This is a genomic window from Algibacter pectinivorans, from assembly GCF_900112595.1.
GTDB classification, from domain to species: domain Bacteria; phylum Bacteroidota; class Bacteroidia; order Flavobacteriales; family Flavobacteriaceae; genus Algibacter_B; species Algibacter_B pectinivorans.
The window spans coordinates 26,851-40,203 of sequence record NZ_FOMI01000012.1 but is presented as its reverse complement, the minus strand read 5'-3'; the positions used below and the strand labels follow the sequence as shown (position 1 = coordinate 40,203).

The 13,353-nt window shown below is 34.6% G+C and carries 14 protein-coding genes; 11 read left to right on the top strand and 3 right to left on the bottom strand.

Annotated elements, in window-relative coordinates:
* From BMY96_RS14905 to BMY96_RS14895, 3 genes are all read right to left on the bottom strand, one after another.
* Positions 1–585, bottom strand: coding sequence for a TetR/AcrR family transcriptional regulator (locus BMY96_RS14905; RefSeq protein WP_092853628.1), 585 nt, complete (start codon positions 583–585; stop codon positions 1–3).
* 173 nt (positions 586–758) lie between these two features.
* Positions 759–1,544, bottom strand: coding sequence for a patatin-like phospholipase family protein (locus BMY96_RS14900; protein WP_092853626.1), 786 nt, complete (start codon positions 1,542–1,544; stop codon positions 759–761).
* 138 nt (positions 1,545–1,682) lie between these two features.
* Positions 1,683–2,033, bottom strand: coding sequence for a winged helix-turn-helix transcriptional regulator (locus tag BMY96_RS14895; protein ID WP_092853624.1), 351 nt, complete (start codon positions 2,031–2,033; stop codon positions 1,683–1,685).
* A gap of 246 nt (positions 2,034–2,279) precedes the next feature.
* Here BMY96_RS14895 and BMY96_RS14890 point away from each other — a divergent pair, with 246 nt between their 5' ends.
* The 11 genes from BMY96_RS14890 (at position 2,280) to BMY96_RS14840 (ending at position 13,335) form a co-directional block, all read left to right on the top strand.
* The gene (locus tag BMY96_RS14890) at positions 2,280–2,954 is read left to right on the top strand and encodes an NAD(P)H-dependent oxidoreductase (RefSeq protein ID WP_092853622.1); all 675 of its coding nucleotides are present in this window, start codon (positions 2,280–2,282) and stop codon (positions 2,952–2,954) included.
* 26 nt (positions 2,955–2,980) lie between these two features.
* Positions 2,981–3,988: a zinc-binding alcohol dehydrogenase family protein gene (locus BMY96_RS14885; RefSeq protein ID WP_092853620.1), complete on the top strand. Its 1,008-nt coding sequence runs from the start codon at positions 2,981–2,983 to the stop codon at positions 3,986–3,988.
* 142 nt (positions 3,989–4,130) lie between these two features.
* Positions 4,131–4,970: a DUF4437 domain-containing protein gene (locus BMY96_RS14880; RefSeq protein ID WP_092853618.1), complete on the top strand. Its 840-nt coding sequence runs from the start codon at positions 4,131–4,133 to the stop codon at positions 4,968–4,970.
* Positions 4,971–5,073: 103 nt separating this feature from the next.
* Positions 5,074–5,937 carry a helix-turn-helix domain-containing protein gene (locus BMY96_RS14875; protein ID WP_092853616.1) on the top strand — a complete coding sequence of 288 codons (864 nt, stop codon included), beginning with the start codon at positions 5,074–5,076 and terminating at the stop codon, positions 5,935–5,937.
* Between the two features lie 126 nt (positions 5,938–6,063).
* Positions 6,064–6,909, top strand: coding sequence for an enoyl-CoA hydratase/isomerase family protein (locus BMY96_RS14870; RefSeq protein ID WP_092853614.1), 846 nt, complete (start codon positions 6,064–6,066; stop codon positions 6,907–6,909).
* A gap of 133 nt (positions 6,910–7,042) precedes the next feature.
* Positions 7,043–8,035, top strand: a complete 993-nt coding sequence (locus BMY96_RS14865) for a zinc-dependent alcohol dehydrogenase family protein (protein ID WP_092853612.1) — start codon at positions 7,043–7,045, stop codon at positions 8,033–8,035.
* Between the two features lie 196 nt (positions 8,036–8,231).
* The gene (locus BMY96_RS14860; RefSeq protein WP_092853610.1) at positions 8,232–9,194 is read left to right on the top strand and encodes a 2OG-Fe(II) oxygenase; all 963 of its coding nucleotides are present in this window, start codon (positions 8,232–8,234) and stop codon (positions 9,192–9,194) included.
* A 164-nt stretch (positions 9,195–9,358) separates the two neighbouring features.
* On the top strand, positions 9,359–10,156 hold the full coding sequence (locus tag BMY96_RS14855) for an SDR family NAD(P)-dependent oxidoreductase (RefSeq protein ID WP_092853608.1): 798 nt from the start codon (positions 9,359–9,361) through the stop codon (positions 10,154–10,156).
* Positions 10,157–10,182: 26 nt separating this feature from the next.
* Entirely contained in the window at positions 10,183–10,776 is a 594-nt protein-coding gene (locus tag BMY96_RS14850; protein WP_092853606.1) for an NAD(P)H-dependent oxidoreductase, read from the top strand.
* Positions 10,777–10,779: 3 nt separating this feature from the next.
* Entirely contained in the window at positions 10,780–12,672 is a 1,893-nt protein-coding gene (locus BMY96_RS14845; protein WP_092853604.1) for a monovalent cation:proton antiporter-2 (CPA2) family protein, read from the top strand.
* 63 nt (positions 12,673–12,735) lie between these two features.
* Positions 12,736–13,335 (top strand): DUF6642 family protein, encoded by a 600-nt coding sequence (locus tag BMY96_RS14840; protein ID WP_092853602.1) that lies wholly within the window; start codon positions 12,736–12,738, stop codon positions 13,333–13,335.
* Positions 13,336–13,353 lie beyond the last annotated feature (18 nt).

Sequence of the window (13,353 nt, the reverse complement as noted above, 5' to 3'; positions counted from 1 at the left end):
TTATTTACAAACTTTAATACTGCTCCAAGCAGATTGAAAGGCTTCTTTTAAATGTATTTCGTCTAATTGAAAAGCACCACGTTTTTGGTTAATCATTAAAAATGATAATGGATTTATGGAATAGGCGTATAATAGGTAATTAGACAAAGGTTTAATAATACCTTCTTTTTTTCCGCGTTCCCAAAGGTCGAGTAGAGGTTGTAAGTGTTTTATGCCTTCTTGTCTACTAGGTTCATCAATCATTGGTGTATTATCACATTGTGCTAAAAACATAGCATGTTCAGATTCTTTCAATTTAAAATCTGCAATACGTTTCCATATGTGTTCAAAGCCATCTTTAACAGATAAAGTGGTGTCGAAATCATGAAAAGCATAATTGGTGTATTCTGCTTTTACATCAATATAAGTTTGATTTACTAAATCTTGTTTGTTCTCAAAATATAAGTATATCGTTGCAGGCGATACATTGGCCATTTTAGCAATTTTACTCATAGGCGTAGCATGGAAACCATTGTTGTTTACTAGCTCTATGGTTGCTTTAACCAAGGCATTACGTTTATCTATACTTTTTTGAAGTTTTGCCATTTCTTTCTAAATCTTATACAAAGATATAAAAAAGTGAACGTTCATTCTTTTTTTTAACAAAGAATTATAATTAGAGCTTTTAGAATCCTTCTTGTAGGTGCTGATATATTTGTGCCATTAAGAAAACAACCTAGTGCAACAAGTTGCAATACAGCAGTATAACTTAAAAATACTTAGGATACTAATACGTTCTCAAGAAGTTTAGACGCATACTCATAACCAATGTTATAGGCTTTTTCAATACCTTTTTTATCCAAAACACCAATAACATCTAAATGATTTGGAATAAATAATAAATCGGGAATACTCAACTTATCCCGTACATTTGAGTGAAGCATTAAAAGATTAGCCCGTTGCGATAGCTGAAACGAATTTTTAAGTTCATTTTCGCCAACAACTTTCATTGCGGTCGTATACGATCCTATAATAAAGTCTGTAGTATCAATTAAAGGATCAACCGGAAAATTATTCATAATACCACCATCGGCATACAAGCGTCCATTAATGCTTACAGGACTAAAAACAGGAGGTAAGGCAGCCGATGCTAAAACCTTATTAATCAATTCTCCTTGATTAAAAAATTCCGATTCCCCGGTTTCTAGGTTGGTAGCCACAATAAAGAGTTTCTTTTGTAAAGCTTCGAAAGTGTTCGTTGGAAAATAGTTCTCAAAAAACACCAAATACTTACTCGTATCAAATAAGCCTGGTTTATTAATGGTAAGTAGGTTGTATTTTAATAATGGCGTATCTTTAAAAAAGTGAAGCATATCCTCAGGTTCTATGCCATTGGCATAAAGCGCTCCAACAATACCGCCAGCACTAGCACCCGAAACAATATCTGGAACAATACCATGTTCCAATAAAGCTTTAATGACTCCTACATGAGCAACGCCTTTTACACCACCACCAGAAAGTACTAAACCAATAGTTTTATTAGATAAATCACTTAATTTAATCATGATGCTAAAATATACATAAATCTTGTTAGTTTTTGCTATTCATAGGAATGATATACTAAATCATATTATTTAAAAAAGAAGTATAGCCTTAAGTTGCATGAACAGAAGCTAATACAAGTGAAGCATTTTATGTAAAATCTAATTTTTAAGCACAACGCCCTCCTTTTTGGTAACCACATAAACGCCCCAATCTGCAATAGATTTAATTAAGGGGATTAAAGTTTTTCCAAAATCGGTTAAGGAATATTCTACTTTTAAGGGTGGTTTAGAGGTGTACACTTTTCTTTTTACTATACCATCTTCTTCTAAAGTTTTTAGCTGCAAACTTAATGTACGCTCGGTAACTGTAGGCATTTGTTTTCTTAATTCACTGTAGCGTAACGTGCCTTCAATTAAATGAAATAAAATAACGGTTTTCCATTTACCACCAATTACACCCATGGTTAAACTAGCACAACACGGATATTCTTTTCCTTTAAATTTATACATAAAACGACGTTTTAAAATTTAATTTTAATCGCAAAGATAGAATACTATACTAAATTACACAACTATACTTTTTATAGTTATTTTAACAATATCTGTAAACCCTTGTTATCATTATTGTTTTAGCATATTTATCAGTCTAAAATGTATACTATCATTTTTGACCGTTATTGTCAGTTTTAAACGCTATACATACTTTTGTCACTATACTTTTAATAGTATTATGAATTTAAAAATATAAATAGAATAATGAATACACCAAACATTGCCCAAGAAGATATTTTAAACGCATTTAATTACAGACATGCAACAAAAGAATTTGATGCCAGCAAGACTTTAACTGATAATCAAATTAATTTTATATTAAAAACGGCAAACTTATCACCAAGTTCTTTTGGTTTCGAACCTTGGCATTTTATTGTGGTACAAGACAAAGCATTACGTGAATTACTAAAGCCGGTTGCTTGGGGAGCACCTTTAAAATTAGATACTGCTAGTCATTTTATATTAGGCTTAAGCATGAAAGCACCTATGGTAAAGCATGATTCAGAATATATTATGCACATGATGAAGGATGTAAAACAATTACCTACAGATGTTATAGACATGTATTCTAAATTTTACCGAGAATTTCAAGAACGCGATTTTGATTTAGATACAGACAAAAAATTATTCGATTGGTCGTCTAAACAAACCTACATTGCTTTGGGTAATATGATGACTGCAGCAGCATTAACAGGAATTGATTCTTGTCCAATAGAAGGATTTCACCAAGAAAAGGCTGAGGCATTATTAAAAGATAAATTTGGCGTAGATACTAATAAATATGGTTTATCATTTATGGCTGCTTTTGGGTATAGAAAAGCCGATCCAGAATTTGCAAAATCAAGAAGAAATATTGAAGATATTGTTACTTGGAAATAATAGTTTCAATTTAAAAAGCAAAAAACATGAAAGCAATAGGGTATAAAGAGAATCTTCCGGTTACAGACGATAATTCTCTGCAAGACATTGTATTAGACACGCCAAAAGCAGCTAGAAGAGATATTTTAGTTGAAGTAAATGCCATTTCGGTAAACCCTGTAGATTATAAAATTAGAGCCAACAGGCCAGCACCAAATGGCGCATGGAGTGTTATTGGTTGGGATGCTACTGGGGTTGTAAAAGAAGTGGGAGAAGAAGTATCACTTTTTAAAGTAGGAGACGAAGTTTGGTACGCAGGAGATTTAAACCGACAAGGCAGTAATGCCGAATTTCAGTTGGTTGATGAGCGTATTGTGGGCAAAAAACCTTCAAGTTTATCTTTTGCCGAAGCTGCAGCATTACCATTAACGTCGCTTACAGCCTACGAAATGTTGTTTCATAGATTAGAGGTTTCTAGAAATGATGCCAACAAATCAATTTTAGTAATTGGTGCTGCTGGTGGTGTGGGTTCTATATTGGTGCAATTGGCTAAAAAGCTAACTAAACTGAACATTATTGGCACTGCTTCTCGTGAAGAAACGACCTCTTGGTTAAAAGAATTAGGTGCAGATACAGTAATCAATCACAGAAACAAATTAAGCGAGGAATTTGAAAAGCACGAGCTTCCTGCTCCGGAATATGTAGTGAGTTTAAACGCTACAGAACATCATGTGGATGACGTTGTAAAACTGATTAAACCTCAAGGTAAATTTGGGTTTATTGATGATCCAAAAACCCTAAACGTTATGCCTTTTAAAGGTAAAGCAGTGTCTACCCATATCGAGTTAATGTTTACACGTTCCATGTTTAAGACCGATGATATGATAGAGCAGCATAATATTTTAAATGAAGTTTCAGCGTTAATAGATAATGGAACATTACGCACAACTTTAGGCGAAAATTTTGGAACTATTACTGCAGAACATCTTAGAAGAGCACACGCCTTTTTAGAAACAGGAAAAGCAAAAGGCAAAATTGTTTTAGAAGGATTTTAAATCCATTATTATAAATGTCACTTCGAGTGTTTTTATTGAAATAGCATGGAAATAAAAAAGTATCGAGAATTTGGGAACACGATTGCCATTCAATACTTAGTAATTTAAAACAATATGAATAGAAAAAATAAACCATATCAAAATGAAAAAAACATTACTACTTGCATTTGCAATAGCAACAACGGCATATACAAACGCACAAACACCAACAACAGATAATATTAAGTCTGTAAACGAAGTAGTAACCGCAGACAACGTAGAATGGGGTTGGTTAAACCCGCTACGAGGCGATAAAAGTCCAGCGGCAGGAAAACTGTGGGGAGATCGTACTAAAAACGAACCCGCAGGTTTTTTAGTAAAATTCAAAAAAGGATTTTCATCACCACCACACATTCACAACATTACGTATCGCGGTGTAGTTATTAAAGGTTTATTGCATAATGACGATGAGAATGCTGAGAAACAATGGTTACCAGCAGGTTCCTATTGGCAACAACCAGCAGGCGAAGCACATATTACTGCTGCAGATGATAACGAAAATATGGCGTTTTTAGACATTCAAGAAGGTCCGTATTTGGTTAAGCCCACAGCGGAAGCTTTCGATAATGGTGAAAGACCAGTTAACGTTGATAAAACAAACTTGGTTTGGTTAAATGCCAACGACATCCAATGGGTTTCTAAAAAGAGTAATGTGCAAACCGCCTTTCTATGGGGAAGTCATGAAAAAAATCAACTACATGCAATACTATTAAAACTACCTGCAGGTTTCAGTGGGGAAATTAAAAACTTAAGTCCTAATTTTAGAGCTGTGGTTATTTCTGGAGGAATTTCACATCAGTTTTCTAAAAAAGAAACTAAAAAGGAATTAAATGCACCATCTTATTTTGGTGCTGAGGAAAATGCAACGTCAATCATTTCAGTAGAAAAAGAAACGGTTATTTATATTAGAAGTAATGGAAACTACAAAGTGACTTCAAAATAAGTTGATTAATAGTTGAATCCCTAATTATTGATTAATAGCAGGAAAAAGTCACAGTTTTATGGCTTTTTCTATTTTATATATATTGTAACTTTATAAAAAAAAGATGGCTAGAACGATTATTGAAAACATTGTGATTGCGCAATATAAAAAACAAACATTTTTTGAGTTTTGCCAGTACACAACCATTCGTTTTTTTGAAATCGTCTATTTCGAAGAAGGCTCAGGAACCATAAAAATTAATGGTAAAACGGTAGCGTATTCAGATAATAGTATTTTCGTGTTTATACCCGACGATATTTATATTATACAAGCAGAAACTTCAACTACTGTAACCGCTGTAAAATTTTTAAAAAGTTTTTTTAGAAATACAACGCTGCAAAATGCAACGCTTCCGGTTAATAATTGGTTTCGAAAAATTGAAGAAATTCTAAATAGTGAAAGCCATGAGTTGCGTGAAATGCAGTTTGAAACCGAAGCAGATCGTGCGCATTTGGTCGCTTTAGTAAATATGGTTGCTACAGAATACCTAAACAAACAATCTTTCGATATCTTCATCATTCAAAATTCATTATCGGTTATTCTTCACTTAATAGCTAGAAACATTCAGTTTATAAATACTTCCGATTCTATAAAGGCGGTAAAATCGTCTAAAATTCAGCAAATCATCAATTTTATCCACGCCAATATTTACAATTCCGACTTGCTAACTACTAAAAGTTTAGCAGAAGAATTTCATATGGCAGATAATTACATTAGTGAGTATTTTAAAAAGCACACCGATGTGTCCTTAAAAAAGTACATCATCAACTATAAATTAAAATTGGTAGAAACCCGATTAAAGTATACCGATTTGCAATATTCCGAAATTGCTGCCGAACTTGGTTTTACAGATTCTAGTCATTTAAATAAGACCTTTCAAAGCTATAAAGGGATAACTATTGGCGATTTTAAAGCTAGTATTACCTAAAAAATTACCATTTACCTCATTTTTTACCAAAACCCCTTGGTTTTTTACTTACCCAAAGCTTGAGTGCCTAAGTAACTTTGTCTTGTAATTATAACACAACAAAAAAATAACTTAAAACTCAAGATTATGGACTACAAGAATTTTCAAACATTTACAGCAAAGCAAAAAGGTGGAATTTTAACCGTTGATATTAACTTCGGTCCAGTAAATGTACAAGGACAAGAAATGCTAGCAGACTTAAGTAGTCTTTGTTTACGATTAGAGCGCGATAGAAGCGTTAAAGTCGTTGTTTTTGAATCTTCAAATCCAGGATATTGGGTATGTCATTATGATACCAATTTACTTAGGGATATGTCTACAGAAGCGGTGCCAAGAAACGAAGTTCAGCTATTAGACCTACAATCTATTTTAGAAAGATTGAGCAACGTGCCACAAGCAACCATAGCAAAAATTGAAGGTTTGACACGAGGTGGCGGACACGAAATGGCATTGGCACTAGATATGCGTTTTGCAGCAAGAGGTAAAGCCAAATTTATGCAAATGGAAGTAGGTATGGGCATTTTACCATGTGGTGGTGGCGCTTCACGTATGGCAAGACAAACAGGATTAGGAAAAGCCCTAGAAATTATCTTAGGAGCTAGAAATTGGGATGCAGACGAAGCTGAAAAGTTCGGAACTATTAACAAAGCATTAAATGCAGATGAAATAGGACCTTATGTAGATGCTTTGGCAGAACGTATTTCTAAATTTCCTGCAGACTCTATTGCAGCTAGTAAACGTGCGGTTTATGCGTCTATAGATTTACCAATTAAAGAGGCTTTAAAAGAAGAAGCCTACCAATTGTTCCAAGCAACAAGTAGAACACCAGCCATAAAAAGATTCACCTATGCCGATGAAAACGGCACTCAGTTTGACCATAATAATCAAAAGAACTGGGAGCAAATGGTAATGGATATTCAAGAAGTAAATTAAAAACCCTGAGCACCTTTCGCAACATGCTTTACGCCAATCGCTTTTCAGTTTTTGCGTATAACGCACAGCGAAAACCAAACAACAATTAACAATTAACGAATAACGATTAACGAAAAATAAAAGAAGATTAAATATGAAAGCAATGTTATTAAACAGTTACGGAGAACATGCAACATTTACGGCAACTGAAATTGAAAAACCAGCAGTAAAAGCAAATCACGTATTGGTAAAAATAGCGGCATCTAGTGTAAATACGATTGACACTATGATTAAGAATATGGGAACCGATTTACCATTATCACCAGCAACACCAGCCTTATTAGGCATGGATTTCTCAGGAACTATAGAAGCTGTTGGCGATGGGGTAGAAGGTTTTAAAGTAGGCGATGAAGTATACGGTTGTGCTGGCGGATTAGCCGATTTACCAGGAACCTTAACGGAATATATTGTAGCAGATAGCAGCCTTGTAGCGCACAAACCAAAAGGCTTAACAATGCGCGAAACTGCAGCTTTACCATTAGTAGCTATTACAGCTTACGAAGGTTTAACTAGAGCAGGCGTAAAAGCAGATCAGAAAGTACTGGTACACGGTGGTTCAGGTGGTGTTGGTCATTTAGCGGTACAGTTGGCAAAGTATTTTGGAGCAGAAGTTTTTGCGACAGGTACTGGTGATAATCAAAAAGAAATTGTTGAAAAATTTGGAGCAACCTTCATCGATTTTAAAACGGAAAAAGTAGCCGATTATACTGCAAAATATACCGATGGTGGTTTTGATGTGGTTTTTGATACTGTTGGTGGAGCAAACCTTAACAATTCTATTGAAGCTGTTGCCTTAAACGGACACATTTCAACTACGGTGTCGCTATGTGAGTTAGATTTAACGCCGTTACATTTTAAAGGAGCATCATTACACGTGGTATTTATGCTAATACCAATGTTACATAATTTTAAAAGAGATGAACACGGTACTATTTTAGAGCGTTTAGCTGAAATTTCTAACGAAGGACATTTAACGCCAATAGTAGATGAAAACAAGTTTTCGTTAGAAGAAGTTGGTGATGCTTACGCACATTTACAAAGCGGAAAAGCTATTGGTAAAATAGTCGTGGAGAACGAAATTGAATAAGGATTTGCAATGTATCCTTATGTTGATTAGTAGCGTTAAATGCCTCAAAATTGAGGCATTTTTCTTTTTAACAAAGTCAAACCTTGTTTTTTACTAAAACCACCAATTTTACTACCAAAAACAAACAGGTATTTGTGCTTAATTTTGCTGTAAATAATAACAATAATAGCAGTAGCTATATTTAAAACATATAATTATGAAAACAATAGAATATACAAACGCACTTGCAGAAGCACGTGCTCTAGAAGTACCATCACGAGAATTATCATTAAGACGCGATCCTTCTGTTTCTCAATTTTGGAATGAAAACCGTAAATTATTAGAAGCTGCTTGGGCGGAGTGGGAAATAGAGAACAAAGACGCTTTACTAGTTCCTGACGAAACTTTGCTTGATCCACGTTTACGTAAGGCTATTAAAGAGGCTTGGGAAAACCCTGAAAAAGAATCTGCTGTTGCCAATTTATGGGAAGAAGTTATACCTGGTGTTTATGTAGCACAGTTTTTTGATTTAGAACGTTTAGCGGATTTTCGCAACTATTTAGAAGCTGTGGCAAACTCAAGAGTACCAAAACGTGCGCCTTATGGCATACAGTTAAACCGATATGGAATGATGTTAGATCCTCGTTCTGAAGGGCATTTGGCAGCACCTAATTTTCAAGCCTTTTATAGCGATATGATGGACCGTTTTATGCGTCCGATAGCGCGTTTGCTATTGGGAACCTACGGTTATGATAATCAGACTTTTGGATTTTCAATACAATACAATCCAGATAAAGACAAAGATTTACACGCGCATACCGATGCATCTTCAGCAACTTTAAATATTAATATTAACTTACCAGATGAAACGTTTAAAGGATCTGAAGTCGATTTTTATGATAAAGCTTCTGGTAAAACAGTTCAAACAAAGTTCGAGCCTGGTAAATCCATCATCCACAGAGGTAATGTACCACATGCAACACATCCAATTACAAGCGGACAACGTAGTAATTTAGTGGTGTGGTTATACGGAGACCGTATGCAAATACCACGTGGCAGTACGAGCAGTTACGGAAATATTAGCAGCGACTCCATTAAAGATGTTGCGTTAGAAAGCGTTACGGCTCGCCAACGATGGAGTTTGCCAGATGGTCCTAAAGATAACGTTGCACCGTTTTAAAAATTAAGATATATTAGAATAAAAACTAAACGTCAGTTTGAGTGTTCTCAATTTTTTTGGGAAATGTATCAAGAGCTTTTTAAAAGGTAGTTCTCGATACTAGTTATACGCATTGCGATTATAGCAGACACTCGAAATGACGTTTCAATATAAAAAAAGAAGAAATGAAAACGATATTAATAACAGGAAGTACAGACGGTATAGGAAAACTTACCGCATTAAAACTAGCAAAAGAAGGGCACGACATATACCTTCAGGGAAGAAACGAAGCTAAGTTAAATAGTGCTATTTCAGAACTAAAAGAGGCTTCAAAAAACCAAAACATTAAGGGCTATGTTGCCGATTTTTCAGATTTATTGGCTGTAAAACAAATGGCTTCAGATATAAAAAACGATTTACCCAAATTAGATATACTTATTAATAATGCAGGTGTCCTTAAAACTAAAGATACTTTTGCAAAAAACGGACTAGATTACAGAATGGTAGTTAATTATTTAGCACCCTATCTTTTAACGCAAAGTATATTGCCTATATTAGAAAAAGGAAACCATACGCGTATAGTAAATTTAAGTTCGGCAGCACAATCAAAAGTTCAAAAAGGCGTATTAACTGGTGATGCTACTGTAAACTCAAGCGAAAGTTATGCTCAAAGTAAGTTGGCTTTAACGATGTGGTCTTTCAGCTTTGCTAAAAATCATCCTAATATTATTACTTTAGCGGTAAATCCAGGGTCACTTTTAAATACTAAAATGGCAAACGAGGCCTATGGTCAGCATTGGTCGCCAGCCGATAAGGGTGCAGATATTTTATATGACCTTGCCGTGTCAGAACGTCATAAAACACAATCGGGTACATACTTTGATAATGACAAAGGTATGTACGCAAATGCGCATCCAGATGCTTACAACACAGACAAAATTAATGCATTATTAACTTTAACAGAATCCATTATAAGTAGTTAAAGTTTTAAGAATCAACTAAAATGCCAATGAAAAAAGTACTTATTCTTTTTGCTCATCCAAAGTTTGAGAAATCTAGAGCCAATGCAGCTTTAATTGAACGCTTAAAGGATAAAGCCCATGTAACGTTTCATGACTTATATGAGCATTATCCCAATTTCCATATTAATGTACAGCACGAACAAGAATTATTGGTACAACACGATGTTATTATTTGGCATCATCCCTTGTATTGGTACAGTAGTCCTGCCATATTAAAGCAATGGAAAGATTTGGTTTTGGAGTTTAATTGGGCTTACGGACCAAATGGAAAAGTACTTCATAACAAAACTATTTTTAATGTAATTACTACGGGTGGGTCGCGCGATGTGTACTGCTCCGAAGGGTACAACACGTTTACAATTAATGAGTTTTTAAGACCTTTTGAGCAAACTGCCAACTTATGTGGTATGCGTTATTTACCACCGTTTACAGTAATGGGAACGCATAATTTATCGGATGCAGACCTATTAAATTACGCTAACCAATACGAACAGCTTATCGATTTACTTCAAGGTGATTTTAACGCATCGCGGTTATCAAATTGCTTTTTTCTTAACGATTTAGAAATTTTAACCGTTTAATTTATGTCTGGAAGTTTATTGTTTGAAGCTATTGTTTTTTTAGCCGGAGCCATTATTTGTGTTTCGTTGGCTAAACGTTTAGGTTTAAGTTCGGTTATAGGATATTTATTGGCGGGCGTTTTAATTGGGCCTTATGTTTTTGGATTTATAGGTGAAGAAGGCGAGGATATCATGCATTTTGCAGAATTTGGCGTGGTAGTTATGCTATTTTTAATAGGATTAGAAATAGAACCTAAAAACTTTTGGAATATGAGAAAATCTATTCTGGGCATGGGCGGTATACAAGTCGGTTTAACTGTTGCATTAACCTACGTGTTTTTTGCAGTTTTAGGGTATCAATGGCAAGTTGCTTTAACTGTTGGTATGGCCGTAGCATTGTCGTCTACAGCCATTGCTTTGCAAACCATAAAAGAAAAAGGGTTAATGAATACCACCTTTGGCTCTAGTTCTTTTTCTATATTACTCTTTCAGGATATTATTGTAATTGTAATGATTGGTGCACTGCCATTGCTATCCAATACGTCTAATAGCGAAGGCGCAGAGGCATCACATGCTACAACTACTTTAATAGAAGGTTTACCCATTGGCTTACAAACCTTAGCTATTATTTTATCGGTAGTCGTTATTGTTGTAGCGGGTAAATTTTTAATTGTACCAGTATTACGAAAAGTGGCAAAAACAGGAGTAAGAGAGCTGTTAATAGCAGCCGCGTTTTTAATTGTATTTGGTATTTCATACTTAATGGAATTTGTTGGTTTAAGTCCTGCTTTAGGGGCTTTTTTAGGGGGTGTTGTATTATCCACTAGCGAGTTTAAACACGAACTAGAAAGTACTCTAGAACCCTTTAAAAATTTATTGCTCGGTCTTTTCTTTATGGCGGTTGGTGCCTCTATTAATTTTGTGGTTATTGCAAAAAGCCCATTAACCATTGGCGGTATTTTAATAGCCATAATTGTTATTAAAGCATTAGTACTTTTTATAACTGGTCGTATTTTCAAACTAAAATTAGATCAAAATGTATTATTAGCGTTTAGTTTAGCACAGGTAGGTGAGTTTGCCTTTGTTTTATTGTCTTTCGCGTTTCAGCTTAATATATTATCGCAAGAACAAATGGATATTATGCTTGTGGTTACGGCCGTTTCTATGTCGCTAACACCCATTTTGGCTTTGGTAAACGAGCGCTTAATTCTTCCTAAAATAGGTACTAAAGAGTCGGTAAAACGTCCTATGGATCATATTGCAAAATCACAAAAAGTTATCTTGGTTGGTTTTGGACATTTTGGTAGTACCGTTGGCCGATTTTTGCGTTCTCATGGTGTAGAAGCTACAATTTTAGATTTCGATTCTAACCGCGTGGATTTTTTACGTAAAATGGGTTTCGAAGTGTATTATGGCGATGCTACGCGTTTAGATTTACTAGAATCTGCAGGAATTGCCGAAGCTAAACTTCTTATATGTGCCACTAACAAGGTGTCTGTAGCAAAGTCCATTTCGAAAATAGTTAAAGAAAAATATCCTCATGTTGAGCTTATGGTGCGTACTAAAAACAGGTATGATGCTTACGAGTTGCTAAACCTAGATGTTAATAATATTTATAGAGAAACCCTAGATACCTCCTTAGCTTTAGCAAGCGATGCGCTTCATAAATTAGGCTTTAGAAAGTACACGTTAAACCGTCAAGTGCATAATTTTATTAAGTATGATGAAGCGAGCTTAAGACGATTAGCCTCTGAGCCAAAACGAGACAACGATTACATTTTTAAAGCACGAAAAGAAGTAGAGCAACAAGAAAAATTATTGGAAAACGATTTTAAACGTGGTATTGTAGCCTACGATAATCATTGGGATAGTGAGCATATTAGAAAAATTTTAGAAAACCCAAACTCTAATAGTTAAATACGCTAAGATTGAAACATTTGTATTAATTTTACGTTTTAAAGCTTTTATAAATTCTGAAATTTGTTAGACAAAAGAGAACAATTACCTCAAAACCAAGTCATAGATACCGACTATTTTATTTACTGTTTAGAAGCGGTTGAAGATGTAGACATAGACACCGTTACCGAAGCACAGCAAAAATTAGCACAATTAACCTCGCAATATGGGGTGGCTAGTATTTATAAAACATGCGATACTATTGAAGGCTTAGAAGATAGCCTGAATGCATTGGTTTTAGGGGACCATAATTTTAAAGACTACGAAATCATTTATTTGGTTATAACAGGTGAAGCTAATAGTATTTGCTTAAATGATTATTACTATAGTTTACAAGAAATTGCGGAAATCTTTGAAGGCCGATTACAAGGCAAGATTTTACATTTTTCGAACGCCAAGGTTTTAGATTTAGATGAAGAAGAAGCACAGTATTTTCTGGATATAACAGGAGCAAGGGGTATTTCGGGATACGGTTATGCTTCAAACGGAATAACTAGCTCAAATCTCGATATTGCTTTTTTTAATTTATTTAACGACGATGATAATATGCTAGATGTGGTTGAAGAACTTCATCAAAGACATTATAAAATGTGTAAACTACTAGATTTTAGGTTGTATTATTAGCTTCGGACTTTTATTTGC

Excerpts from the sequence above, each read along its gene's own strand:
- BMY96_RS14905 (WP_092853628.1), bottom strand. The coding sequence starts at position 585 with ATGGCAAAACTTCAAAAAAGTATAGATAAACGTAATGCCTTGGTTAAA.
- BMY96_RS14900 (WP_092853626.1), bottom strand. The coding sequence starts at position 1,544 with ATGATTAAATTAAGTGATTTATCTAATAAAACTATTGGTTTAGTACTT.
- BMY96_RS14895 (WP_092853624.1), bottom strand. The coding sequence starts at position 2,033 with ATGTATAAATTTAAAGGAAAAGAATATCCGTGTTGTGCTAGTTTAACC.
- BMY96_RS14890 (WP_092853622.1), top strand. The coding sequence starts at position 2,280 with ATGAATACACCAAACATTGCCCAAGAAGATATTTTAAACGCATTTAAT.
- BMY96_RS14885 (WP_092853620.1), top strand. The coding sequence starts at position 2,981 with ATGAAAGCAATAGGGTATAAAGAGAATCTTCCGGTTACAGACGATAAT.
- BMY96_RS14880 (WP_092853618.1), top strand. The coding sequence starts at position 4,131 with ATGAAAAAAACATTACTACTTGCATTTGCAATAGCAACAACGGCATAT.
- BMY96_RS14875 (WP_092853616.1), top strand. The coding sequence starts at position 5,074 with ATGGCTAGAACGATTATTGAAAACATTGTGATTGCGCAATATAAAAAA.
- BMY96_RS14870 (WP_092853614.1), top strand. The coding sequence starts at position 6,064 with ATGGACTACAAGAATTTTCAAACATTTACAGCAAAGCAAAAAGGTGGA.
- BMY96_RS14865 (WP_092853612.1), top strand. The coding sequence starts at position 7,043 with ATGAAAGCAATGTTATTAAACAGTTACGGAGAACATGCAACATTTACG.
- BMY96_RS14860 (WP_092853610.1), top strand. The coding sequence starts at position 8,232 with ATGAAAACAATAGAATATACAAACGCACTTGCAGAAGCACGTGCTCTA.
- BMY96_RS14855 (WP_092853608.1), top strand. The coding sequence starts at position 9,359 with ATGAAAACGATATTAATAACAGGAAGTACAGACGGTATAGGAAAACTT.
- BMY96_RS14850 (WP_092853606.1), top strand. The coding sequence starts at position 10,183 with ATGAAAAAAGTACTTATTCTTTTTGCTCATCCAAAGTTTGAGAAATCT.
- BMY96_RS14845 (WP_092853604.1), top strand. The coding sequence starts at position 10,780 with ATGTCTGGAAGTTTATTGTTTGAAGCTATTGTTTTTTTAGCCGGAGCC.